This is a genomic window from Chryseobacterium sp. MEBOG06, from assembly GCF_021869765.1.
Classification (GTDB): Bacteria; Bacteroidota; Bacteroidia; order Flavobacteriales; family Weeksellaceae; genus Chryseobacterium.
The window spans coordinates 1,680,897-1,699,338 of the sequence record NZ_CP084580.1 but is presented as its reverse complement, the minus strand read 5'-3'; the positions used below and the strand labels follow the sequence as shown (position 1 = coordinate 1,699,338).

16 protein-coding genes are annotated in these 18,442 nt (G+C 35.4%); 9 read left to right on the top strand and 7 right to left on the bottom strand.

The annotated features are described in order from the left end of the window. Positions 1 to 73: 73 nt before the first annotated feature. Positions 74 to 919, bottom strand: coding sequence for a helix-turn-helix domain-containing protein (locus LF887_RS07880; protein ID WP_236858480.1), 846 nt, complete (start codon positions 917 to 919; stop codon positions 74 to 76). A gap of 72 nt (positions 920 to 991) precedes the next feature. Here LF887_RS07880 and LF887_RS07875 point away from each other — a divergent pair, with 72 nt between their 5' ends. Continuing rightward, positions 992 to 1,465 carry a DUF962 domain-containing protein gene (locus LF887_RS07875; protein WP_236858479.1) on the top strand — a complete coding sequence of 158 codons (474 nt, stop codon included), beginning with the start codon at positions 992 to 994 and terminating at the stop codon, positions 1,463 to 1,465. 264 nt (positions 1,466 to 1,729) lie between these two features. Next, entirely contained in the window at positions 1,730 to 2,623 is an 894-nt protein-coding gene (locus LF887_RS07870) for a DUF4349 domain-containing protein (RefSeq protein ID WP_236858478.1), read from the top strand. A gap of 225 nt (positions 2,624 to 2,848) precedes the next feature. Here the strand turns inward: LF887_RS07870 and LF887_RS07865 are convergent, their stop codons facing one another. The 4 genes from LF887_RS07865 to dnaA all read right to left on the bottom strand — a co-directional run bounded on the left by LF887_RS07865 (position 2,849) and on the right by dnaA (position 7,886). Continuing rightward, entirely contained in the window at positions 2,849 to 4,648 is a 1,800-nt protein-coding gene (locus LF887_RS07865; protein ID WP_236858477.1) for a lytic polysaccharide monooxygenase, read from the bottom strand. Between the two features lie 478 nt (positions 4,649 to 5,126). Next, on the bottom strand, positions 5,127 to 5,825 hold the full coding sequence (locus LF887_RS07860; protein WP_236858476.1) for an SAM-dependent methyltransferase: 699 nt from the start codon (positions 5,823 to 5,825) through the stop codon (positions 5,127 to 5,129). Between the two features lie 23 nt (positions 5,826 to 5,848). Next, complete coding sequence (locus LF887_RS07855; protein WP_236858475.1) at positions 5,849 to 6,313, bottom strand: low molecular weight protein-tyrosine-phosphatase; 465 nt, start codon at positions 6,311 to 6,313, stop codon at positions 5,849 to 5,851. Between the two features lie 118 nt (positions 6,314 to 6,431). Continuing rightward, positions 6,432 to 7,886: a chromosomal replication initiator protein DnaA gene (gene dnaA / locus LF887_RS07850; RefSeq protein WP_236858474.1), complete on the bottom strand. Its 1,455-nt coding sequence runs from the start codon at positions 7,884 to 7,886 to the stop codon at positions 6,432 to 6,434. Positions 7,887 to 8,022: 136 nt separating this feature from the next. On the opposite strand from dnaA, the gene LF887_RS07845 reads away from it, so the two are divergent. The 5 genes from LF887_RS07845 to LF887_RS07825 all read left to right on the top strand — a co-directional run bounded on the left by LF887_RS07845 (position 8,023) and on the right by LF887_RS07825 (position 13,465). Beyond that, positions 8,023 to 8,445, top strand: coding sequence for an acyl-CoA thioesterase (locus LF887_RS07845; protein WP_236858473.1), 423 nt, complete (start codon positions 8,023 to 8,025; stop codon positions 8,443 to 8,445). A gap of 225 nt (positions 8,446 to 8,670) precedes the next feature. Further along, positions 8,671 to 9,519, top strand: coding sequence for a prephenate dehydratase (gene pheA / locus LF887_RS07840; protein WP_236858472.1), 849 nt, complete (start codon positions 8,671 to 8,673; stop codon positions 9,517 to 9,519). A 348-nt stretch (positions 9,520 to 9,867) separates the two neighbouring features. Continuing rightward, positions 9,868 to 10,575, top strand: coding sequence for a hypothetical protein (locus LF887_RS07835; protein ID WP_236858471.1), 708 nt, complete (start codon positions 9,868 to 9,870; stop codon positions 10,573 to 10,575). 111 nt (positions 10,576 to 10,686) lie between these two features. Then, the gene (locus tag LF887_RS07830) at positions 10,687 to 12,915 is read left to right on the top strand and encodes a DUF2339 domain-containing protein (protein ID WP_236858470.1); all 2,229 of its coding nucleotides are present in this window, start codon (positions 10,687 to 10,689) and stop codon (positions 12,913 to 12,915) included. Between the two features lie 115 nt (positions 12,916 to 13,030). Beyond that, positions 13,031 to 13,465, top strand: coding sequence for a hypothetical protein (locus LF887_RS07825; RefSeq protein WP_236858469.1), 435 nt, complete (start codon positions 13,031 to 13,033; stop codon positions 13,463 to 13,465). Positions 13,466 to 13,525: 60 nt separating this feature from the next. Here the strand turns inward: LF887_RS07825 and LF887_RS07820 are convergent, their stop codons facing one another. Further along, positions 13,526 to 14,803 (bottom strand): replication-associated recombination protein A, encoded by a 1,278-nt coding sequence (locus LF887_RS07820; protein WP_236858468.1) that lies wholly within the window; start codon positions 14,801 to 14,803, stop codon positions 13,526 to 13,528. 102 nt (positions 14,804 to 14,905) lie between these two features. On the opposite strand from LF887_RS07820, the gene yidD reads away from it, so the two are divergent. Further along, a complete protein-coding gene (gene yidD / locus LF887_RS07815; RefSeq protein ID WP_236858467.1) occupies positions 14,906 to 15,154 on the top strand; it encodes a membrane protein insertion efficiency factor YidD in 249 nt (82 codons plus the stop codon). 449 nt (positions 15,155 to 15,603) lie between these two features. Beyond that, positions 15,604 to 16,452: a prolipoprotein diacylglyceryl transferase gene (lgt, locus tag LF887_RS07810; RefSeq protein ID WP_262912549.1), complete on the top strand. Its 849-nt coding sequence runs from the start codon at positions 15,604 to 15,606 to the stop codon at positions 16,450 to 16,452. Positions 16,453 to 16,697: 245 nt separating this feature from the next. Here the strand turns inward: lgt and LF887_RS07805 are convergent, their stop codons facing one another. Beyond that, complete coding sequence (locus LF887_RS07805; protein WP_236858466.1) at positions 16,698 to 18,203, bottom strand: NAD(P)H-hydrate dehydratase; 1,506 nt, start codon at positions 18,201 to 18,203, stop codon at positions 16,698 to 16,700. Between the last annotated feature and the right edge of the window lie 239 nt (positions 18,204 to 18,442).

Genomic DNA, 18,442 nt, shown 5'->3' with positions numbered 1-18,442 from the left:
GATGCAAAGTTAGGAGAACAACAAAATCAATCAAATGCTTGATTTTTGGAAAAAGATGTTCAAATGTAAGATTTTAACTTTCGAACTGATGTCTGTACTGGGTAGGACTTACCTCCAGATGTTTTTTAAAGAAGTGAGAAAATGAGTATTGATCACTAAAACCAAGGATAGAAGAAATCTCTGAAACCGGTTTATTGGAAGAGTTTAAAAGCACTTTGGCTTCATTGATAACAATCAACGCAATGATATGACTGGCCGACTTACCCGTGATAGACTTCACTACCGACGAAAGATGTCTGGTTGTAATCGACTGCCGTTCGGCATAAAACTCAACACTACGCTCTGTAAGGTGATGTTCTGCAAGATCGGTAAGAAATACAAATACGATTTCTTCCTGTCTGGACATTTGGTTCAGGGAATTGTTATCTTCTTTAGAAATAATTCCTGCCATCTGATAACAAAAAACGGAGAAAAGATGTTCTACCATTTCTTTCTTATAAAGCATTTCTGTATCAGAATCCAGAATATATTTCAGGAAATTAACACTTTTCCAGACTACTTCCATCTCATTTTCAGGAAAAGGCACTCCTTTGTTCATCTGCTGCCTGAAATAGCGGTAAGTAATCAATCGGTTAAACTTTAATGACAGGGCAGAGATGAATTCTCTTTTGTAAGAAACCATGCGGGATTGAAAATCATCAGTTACAGAAACTACTTCGTAGATCGTCTGCGGGTCTGTTACCATAAACATATTGGCAGAAACTTCCAGATCACTGAAGTGCTGGCGGAGTTTTATAGTTCCGGATTTAATAAAAATAAACGCAGGATTATCAGGACGGAAAGGTTTATCGACAGCGATTCTTTCGAAAATATTACGTTGCGTAAAAATTTCAACTCCGAACTTTTCTAAGGCAGACATAACACAAATGTAAGCAAACTTATCAGTGATTACAAAATTTTATTATTTTAGCGTATCTCAAATCCCGCTACTATGAGAAAGGTTGATTTATTATTTGCAGAATATAGCAAAAGCCATAGAAATGCTACCAACAAATTTATTCACTGGATCTGCGTACCCCTTATTTTCTGGACTATTCTGGGATTTGTATCTCTTATTCCGGCACCTCATTTCTGCATTTCTTATTTTGGATGCGTCAGTATAATGAGTATGATTACAGTAATATTTATCAGTTTATTTTATCTCAGACTTTCTTTACGCATCAGTATTATTATGATCTTCATGATGTTTTTGGCGGAGCATTTCATCTATCTTACCAATATTCATTTTGAAAAACAGTCATGGATGGTCTACTTAATTGTCTTTGTAATAACATGGATTTTCCAGTTTATAGGCCATAAGATAGAAGGAAAAAAGCCTTCTTTCATACAAGATATTCAATTTTTACTGGTAGGCCCTATATGGCTCCTTGGATTTATTCTGAAGAAAACAGGAATCAGATATTAACCAGTAAGGACTTTTACTTCTGATCATGTATTTACTTATATTTTAATGGGCATATTGTATGGGTATTTCCGGGTAATGACTTTCTATAGAATTCCCTTTCCTGCTTTAGGGATTTCAGCTTTGGGATACGTATTTTCAGGTCGGTTTTAGAGCTATTTATTGAATTAAGATTCAATATTCTTTCGATTTAAATTTTAATAATTTTTACAAATGACCATTTTTGAGCACGCTTTTTGATCATATCCATGAAAAACTAACATACCCATGAAAAAAATTATTCTCCTGTTATCAGGTCTTATTCTAATCAATTGCAGTAAATCAGGTGGTGAAAAGCAGGAAGTGAAAGCCGACCTAATGGAAGTTCTGACCGAAGATAAAACACCTTCTTCTTCACATACTCCTGCACCTCCTCCATTTTCTGTTTCTGAGAAGGTAGCCTCCGGTGAAAATGGAACCAACAAAGAAGTTTATACCCCAAAGAAAACAGATACGATCTCTAAAAAAATCATCAAAAACGGAGATATGAAAATTCAGGTGGGTGATATTAAAAAAACACAGAACCAAGTCAATGAGATCATTAGGAAAAACAATGCTTATATCCAAAAAGAAGAGTTTCAAAATACGGATATGGATGATAATCTTACTCTGATTATCCGTGTACCTCATAAAAATTTCGATGCATTGATCAGCTCATTTTCAAACGGAGTAGGATCTGTTTTGTCTAAGAATATTTCATCCAGTGATGTGACAGAGGAATATACTGATGTAGCCATTAAGCTGGCTAACAAAAAAATATATCTTGAAAAATACAGGGACATGCTTAAAAGTGCTGCTACCACAAAAGATATGCTTGAAATTCAGGAAAATATCCGAGAACTTGAAGATGAGATTGACGTGGCTGAGGGCAGGCTTCGTTTTATTGATGACCGCGTGAATTACAGTACCTTGAATTTGAACTTATATAAAGAGAAAGTGAGAAGTTCGGCTACCTCAAAAATCGGTTTTGGAAGCCGCTTTATTGATTCCCTTACTGAAGGCTGGAACAGTTTTGTAAGTTTTCTGCTGGGACTGGTTTCATTATGGCCGTTCTTTTTAATCATTCCATTTATTGTGCTATTATGGAGGAAATGGAAATCTGGAAAAAAAGATAAAAATTAATTTAGTAAAAAATCCGGGCATCTTCGATGCCCGGATTTCTATTGCATTATCAACAATTTAATTGTACTGTTTCCAGTATGATGTTAAAGAACAAAAATAATGCAATAACCGTGTTAAGGGCTGTTAAATATTTTTACCGGAAGAGCTAAAAAAGGATGACCTTTTCGTAGAATAAAACCACCTTGATGACAAAGTGGTTTTTATTCTTATTCTAAATTTTCGTTATTACTTTCGGATCGTTTTCGTAATGCTGCTTCCATCTTTATAATGAATTCTCACAAAATAAATTCCGGCTTGCAGATGACTTATATTAATACTGCTCTGTGTTGGGTTAACAGAAGAAAGCATCTGAAGTCCAGCAGGATTAATCACATCCACTCTACTCATTTTTCCATAATAGTCTTCCGGTGAAAAACTGATCAGATGATCAGATACAATTACTGAAAAACTGTCTTCTTTACTTGTAAGACCGGATGTACAACCCGGACCTTCAGTGCAGGCATCGATTACTTTCCAGACAGGATTACTTCCCGGATTTTCTCCTGGATTAGCATACCATTTATTTTCCCATATTTTGCAGGCATAGAAAACCTTTGTTCCTGCTGTTGGATATGTTTTTGCCGGATTATATTCTTGTGCACCACAATAGGTAACCGGACCGCTTGACTGACAGCCGGGACCTTCTGTACATACATTTATTTCCTCCCATACCATATTTGTACCTGGAAGTTCTCCCGGATTAGCATACCATTTATTTTTCCAGATTTTACAGGCATAAAAAACTTTTGCCCCAGCTGTAGGATATGCATTAGCAGCATTATACTGTTCTGCTCCACAATACGTCTGACCATTCCCAGGTGTAATCATCTTAGTTTTGACTTTTAAATCATTACTCATATCAGAAATCTGATCGTTCATCGCAACAGATCTTACAGTATAAAGATATTCCGTGTCTTGTGCTAATCCTACTCGTGAAAAGTTTGTTTGTACGGTTTCTCCTACTTTGATCCCATTTTCAAATACCTGATAGTTTTTAATACCTTGTGTATGGGTCGAAGCCATCCACATTAATGAAACTGAGTTTTCAGTAGTCCCCATCGAGTGAAGATTTGACGGTGCTATGGGTTTTTCCGGAATACCCTCACTGTTCGTTTTTATATTGAGTGGTGTGCTTTTCCCTGAAGTGAGCCCTGAAGAACCTTTCGCCTGTATTTCATACGTATAAACCGTATTCGCAGTTAAGCCGGTATCTTCAAATGCAGCCATGCTTACCTGCTGAATGCTTTGTCCGTTGCGGAAAACAGCATAAGATACTGCATCTGGCTGTGGCATCCAACTTATTTTGGCAGAAGAACTTGTTACTCCTACCTGTGTTAATCCTGTAGGAGTGGCAGGTGCTGAAACTCCTGTTCCAGAAGTTACGTTAACATCAATAACATTATAAAATGCATTTGTAGTATCAGCTACATCCCAAACCGCTAAAATTATATGGTAACCCGTACGGTTAGCAGGAACTGTAATCTGATGAGAAACATTATCCTGCGGTGGTGTACCGTTATGGGTGACCGTACCAATGAGCTCAAGATCCTGACGGGAAATAGGTTTATTAGGATCCCATCCTTGCTTTGTCATGTAATAATGCCATTTTGCAGTTGCATGATAAGCCAGATATTTCCAGATAAAGGCATTGACACCCGTGGTGATATTGGTTTTCTTCCAACGGTCAGCAGTTTGGAGATCCAGTGTAGTGTCTCCCCCTATACTTCCATTAGCAGAAGCAATCTTTCCATCTGCCGGACCCATTGCAGGAAAGCCTTTTGGTGCTTCCAGAGAACCAGGCTCATTAATAACAGAACCATATTTTCCGAATGCTACAGAATAGCCAAGTGCAGCCTTATCCAGACTTCCCTGATATCCTCTTGAGGCAGGACTTAGTACATATCCGTGTGCAGACAGATGAATAAAAGAAGGTACCAGCATCGCCAGCATGAGCAATACCGGAAAAAAAATTTTACGTGTAATCATATTTAAATATTTGGTGTTGATTTTATTGGATCTATTTTATAAAAAATAAATTTTTAATTATTATACTCTAAATAACTAAAGAAATATGAAGCCTATTGGCTTAAAGCTTTTTAAATTATAAATTATTTAATAAAAACTGAAATAAACAAAATAAATCAGTTAATACATGACGTTAAAACACAAAATAGCAATTTATAACATATTATTATTAATATATAATCATAATATTTTAAAACATAAAAATAGGAAAAATCAAGTAAATTAATCACATATTGTTGAAATAAATTTAATTTAAGTGGTGATAAAAAAACCGGAAGAGAGAAGATGAAACTGAAAATAAAGTAAGTTCCATGATTTCCAGGGAATTAATGAAAACTCTAATACATAAAAAAAGCCGGGATACTGATCCTGATGACCAATACCCAGCTTGTAAGTATAAAATATTCCTGTTAATTTATTAACCAGAAGGAAGTTTCGTTTATTTTCCCAGAACAAAAACGGCAGGAATTTTATGAAGTTCGGGCTTTTGTTTCTGCCAGTCTTTAATTGTTTTTGTCTTAATGAATTCATGCTCAGGATCGTTGATATTAGCAGCGATACAAAGCTTTGTATTTGGTGATAAAAACTTGCACAAATCCTCAAAAAGCGGGTTGTTTCTATATGGTGTTTCCATGAAGATCTGCGAATAGCCCGTTTTCTGGACAAGACTTTCGAGATTCAGGATCTGTTTCTTTTTCTCTCCTTTCTCAATCGGAAGATAACCATTGAAGGTAAATTCCTGCCCATTGAATCCACTGGAGATCAGCGCAAGAATAATAGATGAAGGCCCTGAAATTGGGATCACTCTGATATTTTTCTCATGGCACCATTTTACGATAAGATTTCCGGGGTCAGCAATACAAGGGAGACCTGCTTCTGAAAGCAACCCAAAGTCCTGCCCTTTCAGCATTAGCTCCTGGGCTTCTTTGATATCTGCATTTTCAGTATACTTATCCAGCAGAAATAATTTCAAATCAGACTGTTTTTTTTCGGGAGCAAAAAATTTAACAACTTTTCTGGCTGTCTTTTCATTTTCCACGAAAAAATAATCTGTCTGCATGATATAATCCTTTAAGACAGGAGAAAAATGATTGATAGAAGTATTTTCTGATAAGTAAGCAGGGAGTAAAAAAAGCATGGGAAATTAATTAAAATTATGAATTATATATGATGGGTCGGACTGGTCAAATGAACTGCTATTTCGTCACAACCGGCATTCAATAGCTGAAAAACCTTTTCAAAATCTTCCATTCCGCCCCAATATGGATCCGGAACATCGGCATTTTTATCTTTTCCGGCAGCTTCTAAAAATAATGAAACTTTTTGACGGTCTTCCTCGTTTTCTGTTCTGGATAAAACTTCTTTGTATACCGAAGTATCCATACAGTAGATCTTATCAAACGTCCTGAAATCAGCTTTTGTGATAGGTCTTGATCTTTGTTCGGATATATTGACATCATGGTTGGCTGCTACTTTAACAGCTCTCCTGTCAGGATGCTCTCCTTCATGCATAGAAATGGTTCCGGCAGAATCAACAACAAAATTATCCGGCAGTTTTGCTTTCATAATTCCTTCTGCTAAAGGGCTTCTGCATATATTACCTAAACAGACCATTAATATTTTCATAAGCTCTCATTTAAAAGATAAAAAGGATTAAAAGGTTTATTTACTTTCACAAAACTAAATAAAAAATGAAGAATACAACTATTCTTCATTTCAATTTATCTTTGCTTTACAGTGTGATCTATTGTTTGATTCTTTCTGTAAGGTCTTTAACGTATTTCTTAATTTCTTTATCAATTTTTGATACATCTTTGATCGTATCACAAGCATACATTACTGTTGAGTGATCTTTTCCTCCCATTTCTTCACCAATCTTAGTAAATGTTGAATTGGTAAATGCTTTGGAGAAGTACATCGCAAGTTGTCTTGGTAATGCGATCTCTCTTTTTCTTGTCTTTGATAAAAGCTGTTCTTTTTTGATTCCGAAATAGTCGCATACCACATCCTGGATATAAGGAATATTGATCACTTTCTTCTGGTTGGCAGCAATTCTATTAATTGTTTCCTTCAGTAATTCAAGACTTAAATCTCTCTTATATACTGTTGAATATGCAATCACGGAGTTGATAACCCCGATCAGTTCTCTTACATTGGTTTTTGCTTCTGCGGCAAGGAAATCAAGCATATCGCCCGGAAGAACAATTCCGTCTCTGCTTAGTTTATCTTCAATAATCTGTCTTCTTGTGGATAAATCAGGAGATTTTATTTCTGCAGAAAGTCCCCATTTGAATCGGGAAACAATCCTGTCCTGAATATCCATAATATCTGCCGGAGCTTTATCTGAAGTAAGGATGATCTGTTTTCCGTTTTGGTGCAGGTGGTCAAAAATATGGAAGAAACTGTCTTGTGTAGCTGATTTTCCTGATAGGAACTGAATATCATCAATAATCAATACATCTACCATTTGATAGAAATTAGCAAATTCTGTCTGCTTGTGTGCTTTAGCCGCAGAGATAAACTGCTGAATAAACTTTTCAGATGACAGATAAAGAACTACTTTGTCCGGAAACTGATTTTTCACTTCCAGACCCACAGCCTGGCCTAAGTGTGTTTTTCCAACTCCATATCCACCATATAAGAATAAGGGGTTAAATGCAGTTGCTCCGGGCCTTTTAGCGATAGATCTTGCTACGGTAGCGGCAAATTTATTACTTTCTCCTTCCACATAGCTGTCAAAAGAATAATCCGGTTTCAGGTTTGAGTCTATATTTACTTTTCTAATTCCAGGAACCACAAAAGGGTTTACAATATTAGCTGAGAATCCTTGTGGCATTGTCTCCTGTGTTTTTGGGGTAGGAACACTTTGTCCCTTCATATTCATGGTAACTGGCTTTTCAAGACCTTTTGGTCTGTTTTCCATTACTGAATACCATAATTTCACTCCTTTTCCAATATTTTTCTTTAGGGCAGCAGAAAGTAAGGACAGATAATTATCCTCAATATATTCCTTGTAAAAATCACTCGGTACGATAAGTGTAAGGTTATTAGCTACTAATGAAAGTGGCTGCACCTTATCAAATAACATATCGAAAGATTTTTCAAGTTTTTTTAGGTCAGAATTGTCTTCAGCTGCGTTTAAATTATCACGCATAAACTGAAGGCATTTCTGCCATAACATCATTAAATTATCATCCATTTTTTATGCCCCGATTATTCTTTGTTTGTACTGTTTTTAGAAGGAAGACAAAGGTCCAATATTTTCTTTTCAAAAAAAAATATTGCAGGTATTGATTATTTAAAAATATATTTGTATGTATAATTTGACATTAAAAATGATACACACAACACACTCATTACGAGTACGTTACGCAGAAACAGATCCTATGAAATATGTATACTACGGTAACTATGCCGAGTACTTCGAAGTTGGCAGAGTTGAACTGTTCAGAAGTATAGGAATTTCATACGATGAAATTGAAAACCAAGGAATTTGGCTCCCGGTTTCAGACTATAAAATCAAATATATTCGCCCTGCACTGTATGATCAAAAATTGGAAATCCATACTTATGTTAAAAAAATTCCTGGTGTAAGAATTGAATTTGAGTACGAAATTTACAATGAAGAGCATATTAAAATAACAGAAGCTTCCACCACTCTATTCTTTCTGGATGCAAAAACAAGCAAGGTAATCAAATGTCCGGACTTTTTGATGGAACTGATTGAAAAAAATTGGAAACAAGAAGGAGAGAGTTGAAAATTGAAAACTGAATTGATAATGAAAAATGGAAAGTTGAGAATTGAGAATTGATAATGAGGAGTTATAAGTTGGCAAAATCAGTGATAGGTTGAAATATTGGGGCTTACAGCTAATAACTTTCAACTTTCCATTTTCAACTTTCCATTTTTAATTCTTTAACCTCATTTGTCAATTAATTCGCACCTTTGTACCTTTATTTATTATACCTTATATATATTATTTATGAAGATTGCATTTTTGGGGCCTCATGCCAGCTTTACCCAGCTTGCTGCTGCACAACTTTTTCCGAATGAAGAGCTTTTACCACAGGCAAGCATTCTGGATTGCTTTAATGCGGTGGAAAACGGCGAAGCAGTAAAGGCTGTAGTTCCTCTGGAAAATTCTATTGAAGGAACCGTTTCTATGACGCTGGACTATTTATATAAGACGCCGTCTATAAAGATCGACGCAGAAGCAGTAATGCCTATTGCACACCATCTGATGATTCATCCTGAAAATTCTAAAGAAGAGATAGAAAGAATATACTCTCATCCTCAGGCATTAGCCCAGAGTTTTCATTTTCTGGATTCCCATTATAAAGAAGTTCCCAAACAGGATTTTTCATCCACCGCAGCTGCGGCTAAGTACGTTTCAGAAAACCGCGATAGTAAAATTGCAGCAGTAGCGAATCAGTATGCCGCCAATTTATATGGTTTAGAAATCATTAACCGCAATATTCAGGATTTTGAACAGAACCACACCCGTTTTATCATTATATCTAAGGAGCAGAAAAAATATCACAACCAAAATCTGGAAACTTTAGGAGAAAAATCCGGAATGCTGATCACCCTTCCTGAAGATCACCCTGGCGGGCTTCATCAGGTTTTGTCGGTTTTTGCGTGGAGAAAAATGAACCTCAGCAAAATTGAATCCAGAACATTAAAGACCGGACTTGGCAATTATTTCTTCTTTATTAATGTGGAAGGTCACTGGGAAGATATCTTACACGGAAATGCACTGAAAGAACTAGAATCTATTAATGCCAATGTAGATTTCCTTGGAAATTATAAAGAATTCCTTCTGGAAAGCTAAAACATATCAATAAATCACATAAAAAAAACACTGTCATGATGGCAGTGTTTTTTTATGTGACTATTTATGATATAAATTTTATAATAAATATCCAGCTAATAAGAGTTCATAACTCTCCAAAATAACCCACATAAAAGGGATAAATTTATTTTTTAAATCCCTAATAACCATCCATTTAATTAAAAGACTCAAATAATAACTCGTAATTAAATTACATGATATTATATATTAAAATATAAACATATGTTTAAATATATTACATCATATTAATATTAAAAATGAAAATTTCACAACAACGTGTATAATTTTTATTGTATATTTGTTAACAACTAATTAAAAATCTTGATCATGAAAAGTAAAATTTACAGCCTAATTTTAGCGTGTGCAACATTACCGTTATTTTCACAAGTTGGTATTAATACTGATGCGCCTACAGCCACTCTGGATGTTAATGGAACATTAAGAGTTAGGGTTACACCACCTGCTGCTACTGTTACCGGGTACCAGATTTTAGCTCAAGATGCAGCCACTACAGAAGTCTACACACTGGACCCACAGTTGCTAATTGCAGCTTCCAATGTTAATTCAAGTATTTACTCTGCAAAAAAAACTGCCACTCTGAGCCTTTTGTCTCTTGGCCTATTTCCTTCAGGATTCAGATCGGTTAACTTCTTGCAGGCAGAGAGAACAATAGGCACAGCAGCTTTGTTCAGTGATACAGATAACACATATACTATTCCAACTACCGGCGTTTATGCAATCACTTTTTCTTTTCGTTTGGGAACAGGATTACAAGCTTCAGTACTTGCTAACAGCCCTGGTGTAGGGATTTTAAGAACCAGAAGTTCAGTAGCTACTGTTATAGACAGCCGCCCATTTAGTGGAGCTAATCTCGTATTACTGGACCTTACGATTTCCGACACCACCATTAATGGCATATATTCATTACAGGCAGGAGATAAAATCACATTCGGCCTTACCGGATCTTCTGCAATAACAGCAGGTCTATTAACCAACAGTATTTCTTCATTTTATATTTATAAAGTATCCAACTAGTAAAACATATTGTTAGTTATCTATACCGTTAACCCATCGCTTTGTAGTGATGGGTTAATTTTTTAACAGAATTTTCAAACACATTTCTTTATATTTGATAAAAACTATCGAATGAATGAACTTCTTAGTGTCATCGTAATTGTAGTCATTATTATTATTTTCAACAACCTGAACTCCAAGATCAGAAAACTTGAAAAAAAAGTAACTGACCTCAATTCCAAAATGAATGCTACTTCCCTTCCCTCCCCAATTTCCAGCGAAAACATTCAGGCTGAAAAAATCATTATACCTAAACCCATACAGTCTCGCGAAGCAAGTATAGAAGAAATAACGACACCCAATGAAGAATCTTCTGTAAAAGTTCAAAAAGACTGGCTCGGTCCCTTATCTGATTTTCTAAAACAAAATGCGCTTACCATCATTGGTATTTTCACACTGGTTTTAGGAATTGGCTATTTTGTAAAATATGCCATTGACAAAAACTGGATAGGAGAAACGGCAAGAGCAGGAATTGGCCTTGGTATCGGAGCAGGAATTATACTTACCGGACATTTTCTCAGAAAAAACTATACAACATTTGCCTCCATCATAACTGGCGGGGGAATTGCTGTTTTATATTTTACAGCAACCATCGCTTTCAGGGAATATCATCTCTTTTCCCAAAATACTGCTTTTATCATTACATGTCTGATTACAGCGGTCTCTATTGTACTGTCCTATTATTATAAAAGTGAAGTCCTGATTATTTTTTCATTAATAGGAGGTTTTTCTGCTCCTTTGATGATCAGCACAGGACAAAGTAATTACCTTTTCCTGTTTATTTACCTCAGCCTTTTAAATATAGGAATGCTTACAGCCAATTTTCTTCAGCACTGGAAAAGTGTGGGATGGACAGCTTATCTTTTTACAACAGCTTATCTTTTTTACTGGACCCATGAAAACCCAGAGTTTTTAAATATCACTTTTTATATGATCAGCTATGTGATCTTTTATATTTTCGCTCTGCAGGATTATTTCAGGAAAGGCCATCTTTCAATCTCTGATATTTTAATGGTTACGTTCGTTAATTTCTCAGGCATTATAGGTCCTATTTATATTTTTGACGAATTAAAATACGAACCATCTATTATTTTCCCTCTTATTTTTGCAATAATCAACTCCTTTTTTCTTTTTAGAGAATATGGTCTAAAAAAATTCGGAATTTCATATACTGTATTTACGGGTATTACAATCAGCCTTATTACAACCGCAATAGCGATTCAGTTCAAAACCCATTTTTTGACCAGCATATGGGCCATAGAAACTACCCTGCTTCTTTTCATCTGGAAAAAGACCGGGCATCAGATTTTCAAGACCTTTTTTTATATTCTTTTCCCATTGGTAATGATTGCCCAAACTGTTACCTGGGCTGAATACTTTAATAGACACGACTACCATATTATCTTTAATCCAATATTCATCACAAGTTTATTTACAATCATTTCTATAGTTATTAATTTATATTTACTAAAAACCACCAAAAAAGACACACAGAGTAAAGTAAATCCTTTTTTTGAAGACCTTATTACGGGAACCAGCTATGCAGTAATCTATGCTTCCCTTCTGTTTGAAATCATCTATCATATGCTGGAGATATCCTGGGTGGCGGTTATCAACACAGGACTCTTATTCACTATTTATTATATTTTTGCGCTCTTATTTTTCAGAAGGCAGCTTAACATCAAAAATGATATTCAGGCTATTTTAATCTACCTGTTTCTTTTCCTGATACTATTGAATATATCTGTTTCCACTTCATCAGTGGTTGCAGCTATCTTATCTAAAAAACTACAATCCGGTTTTTATCTGTTACATCTTCTTCAGTGGATCCCATTTATATATACAGGTTTGAGAATAATCCCTTCTTCGGAATTTCATAAGAATAAAATCTCTTACTGGATTCTTTCTTTAGCCCTTATTGTTTCCATAAGCTGTGAGCTTCATCATTCATATGTTTTAATTGCTTCTCCAGATATCCCTCATTCCTATGAACTAAAAAAACATTTTAATATTCTTTACCTGCCCGTAATATGGACAATCATGGCCAGCATTTTTATTTATACCGGCTTAAAAAAGAGCATTCGGGAATATAATAAAATAGGCTTTGCGCTGGTAGGACTTATGGTTTTAAAACTTTATGGTTATGATGTATGGCAAATGGACAATATCTCCAGAATAAGTGCATTTATAGCTCTTGGCATTATTTTGTTATTGAGTTCTTTCACATTTCAGCGTCTTAAAAATATCATCAAAAATATGGTTGACAAAAAGGATAAAACAGAGGAAAACAAAGACTTATAATCGATATTATATAATGATATCTTTAAATAAAATTCTAAACTAAATGATATTCCATTCACATTTTATAAAAAATAACTATATTTATCACGTTTTTAATATTTATAATATGCTGACCATGAAAAAATTGCTCTATTCTTTTTTAATATTATCTTCTGCAACTTTATTTGCACAGCAAAAGACTGCTACTAAGTTTGCTGTAGCTGATAATGTTATCGGAACCGTTGATATGTTCAATGCGAAAAAAAACCTTGTACAGGTTTCGAAGGTATATACGACTCCTGCAAGTCTTCCTCAAAGCCTGAAGAAATACAGCAAGTTATTTACAAAAGGAGTGACTGAGTATAAATTTAAAGACGGAAAAAACATATTTGACATCATGTCTCTGGCTGATATCAATATTCAGTATGGCATTGCACAGGACACTCCTGTTTTTATTGATGGAGTTGAGTTTAATGATACAAAGACTCTAGTATATCCACAGATTCTGAAAAAAGCAGAACAAAAGGATCACAATGGTAAGAAAACATTATTCATTAATACTGCGGGATAATTTCGGATCACTATAATACATTATATCAAAGGATACTGCTTTCACAGTATCCTTATTTTTTTAATATTTTTTGCTCCACTTTTTCTTTAGCTCTTCATAGATTTTCTTTTCTGTAGAGTTATTACCCGGCTCATACAATTTTACGTTTTTTATCTCTTCGGGAAGAAAATCCTGTTCTACAAAATTACCTTCATAAGAATGGGCATATTTATATTCTTTGCCATAATCAAGGTCTTTCATCAGCTTTGTAGGGGCATTCCTTAAATGAAGCGGAACTGGTAAATTTCCGGTTTGCTTTACCAATGCCAATGCTTCATTGATCGCCATATAAGCAGAGTTACTTTTAGGAGATACAGCCAGGTAAACCGCCGTTTCGCTTAAAATAATCCGTGCCTCCGGGTTTCCAATAACGTTTACTGCCTGAAAACAATTGTTGGCAATAACCAATGCATTCGGATTGGCCAGTCCAATATCTTCAGCAGCAAGAATAAGCATTCTCCTTGCAATGAATTTAATATCTTCTCCTCCGGCAATCATCCTTGCCAGCCAGTAAACAGCTCCATTCGGGTCACCACCACGCATGGATTTAATAAAAGCCGAGATAATATCATAATGCTGCTCTCCGTTTTTATCATAAAGAGCCATCGTCTCCTGAAGAACCTCCAGAACATCCGTATTGATAATCTCTGTGACATTAGAATTTTTATATTGATTCAAAACCAATTCTACAGAATTAATCAATTTTCTGGCGTCTCCTCCGGAATATTGTATCAAAGCTTCTTTTTCAAGAATTTGAAATTCTGTCCCTTCATCTTTGTTATATCTTTCAGAGGCTATATCAACAAGTTCTTCAAGCTTTTCGTAGCTTAGTGCTTTTAAAATGTAAACCTGGCTTCGGGAAAGCAGTGCTGAAACCACTTCAAAACTTGGATTTTCTGTGGTAGCCCCAATTAAAACGATCCAGCCTTTTTCTACAGCATGCAGCAGCGAATCCTGCTGGGATTTATTGAAACGGTGAATCTCATCAATGAACAAGATAGGAGGCTTTCCTGAAAACAAATTCTGTTTCCTGGCATCATCAATTACATCACGTACGTCTTTTACTCCTGAAGAAACTGCGGAAAGTTTATAGAACTTTCTACCGGATTGCTCAGAGATAATTTCTGCCAGAGTGGTTTTTCCTGTCCCCGGTGGTCCCCAGAAGATCAGCGAATTCAGGGTGTCATTTTCAATCATTTTTCTGACTGTCCCTTTCTCACCGGTAAGGTGCTCCTGCCCCAATACTTCAGCAAGAGCTTTAGGTCTTAATTTTTCAGCTAATGGAATATTTTGATTCAAAGTAATTCTATTTTTTAAGATCAATATTTCAGATTTCTTATCTCTGAAACTTCTAACAAAATTAAACTAATTTTCATTTTTTTACCCTATTTTTGCATTGATTTGAAACTTACATTCAATAAAATCATTACATTTCCTTTGGTAATTTTGATAAAATTTTACCAGTGGTTTATCTCGCCCCTACTTCCCAAAAATTGCCGTTATAATCCTACCTGCTCACATTACATGCTGGAGTCACTTAAGGTTCATGGATTATTCAAAGGCTTCTGGATGGGATTCAAAAGGATTTTAAGATGCCACCCATGGGGCGGAAGCGGCTACGACCCTGTTCCTCCAAAACATAAAAATTAAAAAAATCAAACTATTAAATCAATAGAAAAATGAATACTATTTTTTTCAGAATTTACCTTGTACTTTTCGCGTTGATTACTCAATGCCTTTTTGCACAGGAATACCCTGGAGGTTTATCTGATGGAACTTTAGACATCAACGGGAACAATGTCCCTGTAAAAATCTATTCTACCACAGAACTCGGAGATCTTAGTGCTTTTCCGGACAGGGAAATCAGTAATAATGTTGTGGTGATCCTTAATGAGTCCAATTTTGAGCCTGCTTACTATAACTATGGTGCATCAGCACTGGCAAGATACAAGGATTATAAATACCAGTTTTTTGATAAAAACTTTAAATTGATTAACTCTTCAATTAATAAAGACAATATTACCACTTTCAAATATGCTGTAAAATCAGCAAAGCCTATCAGCAGTTCTGATAAAGTAGAGCTTAAAACTCCTTTTAAAATATGGGACCCTTCAAAAGGTATCCAGCTGGGAGCTTTTACACTGCACTTTTACAGTCTGATGTTTGTGTTTGCATTTGGTTTCGGATATATTTTAATGACCAGAATCTTTAAGATCGATAATGTTAATCAAAAATACCTGGAACCTCTTTTCACATGGACCTTAATAGGAACCATCCTGGGAGCGAGATTAGGTCACGTCATTTTTTACCAGCCGGAACTATTTAAAGAAGATTTCTGGAGTGTATTTTTGCCGATCAGCACAAAAAATGGTTTAAAGTTCACAGGGTTTTCAGGGCTGGCAAGCCATGGAGCTACTATTGCACTGATCTTTACTACTCTTTATTATTCATTTAAAATTATCAAAAAAAATCCTTTCTGGGTGTATGACAGATTGGGTATTGTAGTTGCTTTAGGAGGTGCATTTGTAAGAATGGGAAATTTTTTCAATTCTGAGATTGTAGGAAAACCTGCGGATCCAAATTCTCCGTTTGCTTTACTTTTCCCACAGCAGAGCAGTGAATACGGCCTTACTGTACCTCGTTACCCAAGCCAGTTATTTGAGGCTATAGGATATGTTACCCTTTTCATTCTATTATGGATTCTTTATAGAAAAACGAATAAAAAATATCAGCAGGGATGGTTATTTGGACTGTTCTTTATCATTCTTTGGGCCATCAGATTCTTTGTTGAATTCCTGAAGGAGCCACAAGGCGATGAGTTTATCCAAATAGGAAACTTAAATACCGGACAGGTACTTTCTATTCCATTTATGATTGCGGGAGTAATTATTATGATTGTTTCCAGGAAGTTTAAAATCACTGAGGAAGAAAACGGGAAACCGGAATAATCGGAATTTAAAAAAGCTTTTCAGAATCTGAAAAGCTTTTTTTATTTTTTACTATGAGAATTGACTTCTTCAATATCATCAAAGACCACTGAAGAGGTTAGAAACTTCTATCCCGTTTTTTTAACCAAGGGAAGTACCTTCAGTAAAATCCCTGTCACCATTATTCTCTGCTACTTTTTAATGATTGTACTCATTTTCTATATTTTAAGCTTTTATATCCTTTAGCTATAAAACTATAAAAAATGTTACAGTTTATTTTCTAAAAGCCTGAACACACTTCCCAATTCATTCACAACATCTGTTGGCAGCATGGATTCTTTTGAATGCTTTTCTGCAGCTAGGTCAGCTGCTTTTCCATGAAGCCAGACTCCCAACACACATACCTGTTCTTCAGAATACCCCTGTGATAAAAGCGAGGTCAGAATTCCCGTGAGAACATCTCCGCTTCCTCCTTTGGCAAGCCCGGCATTCCCGGTAATATTGTAGAAAACACTTCCTTGTGGAGTAATGGTTTGTGTATGGTGATCTTTCAATATAATATAGATATTCAGTTCTTTTGATTTTTCTTTAGCCAGTTCCAATCTCTTAAAAGAATCGTCTGAAGTTCCAAAAAGTCTTTCAAATTCTTTTGGATGAGGAGTTATAATTGATCGTTCAGGAATCAGTTTCAGGTTTTCCGGAGCTTTTGAAATGATATTTAATGCATCAGCATCCAAAACTAAAGGATGAGTATGGGTTTTCAGGAATTTCAAAAGACCATTTTCTGTATCCGGATGAGTTCCCAAGCCGGGGCCGATTCCGTAAGTCAGGTCCTTTTCTCCTTCAAAATTGGTCACAAACAGACTGCCTCCTTCTATAAACATCGCTTCAGGACATGCAGTCTGTAGTATTTCATAGCCGCACTTCGGGCCAAGTGTAAAAGTGAGCCCTGCACCGGTTTTTAAGGCCGATTTTGTAGCCAATACTGCGGCTCCCATCTTTCCGTAACTTCCGGCAGCAATGACAGCTTTACCATAGTTTCCTTTATGGGAAAAATCCTGTCTTGGTTTAAAAATAAAATCGATAACGGAATCATCTGTCACAAAATACTCACTTTTTGTCTTTTCTGAATATTCTTTACTTAAATCAATATCAAGAATAACTACTTTTCCGGTATACTTTCCAGTTTCAGGATGCAGGAAACTCCGTTTCCAGGATTGAAAACTCAGGGTATAATCTGCCTTCAGGGGAAGTTTGTCATTCTCAAGCATTCCGTCAGCCGGTAATCCTGAAGGAATATCAATTGATATTTTAAGACTTCCTTTTGTATTTAACTGGTCAACAAGTATTTTATATTCCCCTTCCAAAGCTCTGTTCAGTCCTGTTCCAAAAAGGGCATCAATAATAATTGTTTTATCATCAAAATTGTATTGCTCTATCTGATTAAGCTTTCTGACAGAAATTCCTGTTATATCCCTAAGTCTTTTCAAATTAACCAAAGCATCTTCCGAAAATTTACCTTTGGGGCCATTTACAAAAATATCCACATCAAAACCTTTTTGATAAAGCATTCTTGCAATGGCTAATCCATCTCCGCCATTATTTCCGTTTCCGCAAAAAACAGCTATCTTTTTATGATTTTTACAATATTCAGAGATCCAACTGGCAACAGCCAGTGAAGCTCTTTCCATCAATTGGATGGAAGAGACAGGTTCGTGAGAAATGGTAAACCTATCCCAACTGCGTATTTGCTCGGCGTTGAAGATTTTCATAAGATTCAATCAAGTTTTAAGCAAATTACAAAAGATTTTCCATTACTATGGTACACTGACAATAAAATTACGGGCTTATTACTGATGAGATAAGGGATCAATTTAAATTTCAGGTTTCCATTAAAAATGGGACTATGAATTCGGAATAAAATTCTACATTCCGGGAATAAAAAACTACAAAAAGTACCGTTTTTTACATTTTTTAATTATATTTTTGTGTATATACTAATTAAAAAAAT

Coding starts and splice junctions, on each gene's coding strand:
- LF887_RS07880 (WP_236858480.1), bottom strand. CDS start 919: ATGTCTGCCTTAGAAAAGTTCGGAGTTGAAATTTTTACGCAACGTAAT.
- LF887_RS07875 (WP_236858479.1), top strand. CDS start 992: ATGAGAAAGGTTGATTTATTATTTGCAGAATATAGCAAAAGCCATAGA.
- LF887_RS07870 (WP_236858478.1), top strand. CDS start 1,730: ATGAAAAAAATTATTCTCCTGTTATCAGGTCTTATTCTAATCAATTGC.
- LF887_RS07865 (WP_236858477.1), bottom strand. CDS start 4,648: ATGATTACACGTAAAATTTTTTTTCCGGTATTGCTCATGCTGGCGATG.
- LF887_RS07860 (WP_236858476.1), bottom strand. CDS start 5,825: ATGCTTTTTTTACTCCCTGCTTACTTATCAGAAAATACTTCTATCAAT.
- LF887_RS07855 (WP_236858475.1), bottom strand. CDS start 6,313: ATGAAAATATTAATGGTCTGTTTAGGTAATATATGCAGAAGCCCTTTA.
- dnaA (WP_236858474.1), bottom strand. CDS start 7,886: ATGGATGATAATTTAATGATGTTATGGCAGAAATGCCTTCAGTTTATG.
- LF887_RS07845 (WP_236858473.1), top strand. CDS start 8,023: ATGATACACACAACACACTCATTACGAGTACGTTACGCAGAAACAGAT.
- pheA (WP_236858472.1), top strand. CDS start 8,671: ATGAAGATTGCATTTTTGGGGCCTCATGCCAGCTTTACCCAGCTTGCT.
- LF887_RS07835 (WP_236858471.1), top strand. CDS start 9,868: ATGAAAAGTAAAATTTACAGCCTAATTTTAGCGTGTGCAACATTACCG.
- LF887_RS07830 (WP_236858470.1), top strand. CDS start 10,687: ATGAATGAACTTCTTAGTGTCATCGTAATTGTAGTCATTATTATTATT.
- LF887_RS07825 (WP_236858469.1), top strand. CDS start 13,031: ATGAAAAAATTGCTCTATTCTTTTTTAATATTATCTTCTGCAACTTTA.
- LF887_RS07805 (WP_236858466.1), bottom strand. CDS start 18,203: ATGAAAATCTTCAACGCCGAGCAAATACGCAGTTGGGATAGGTTTACC.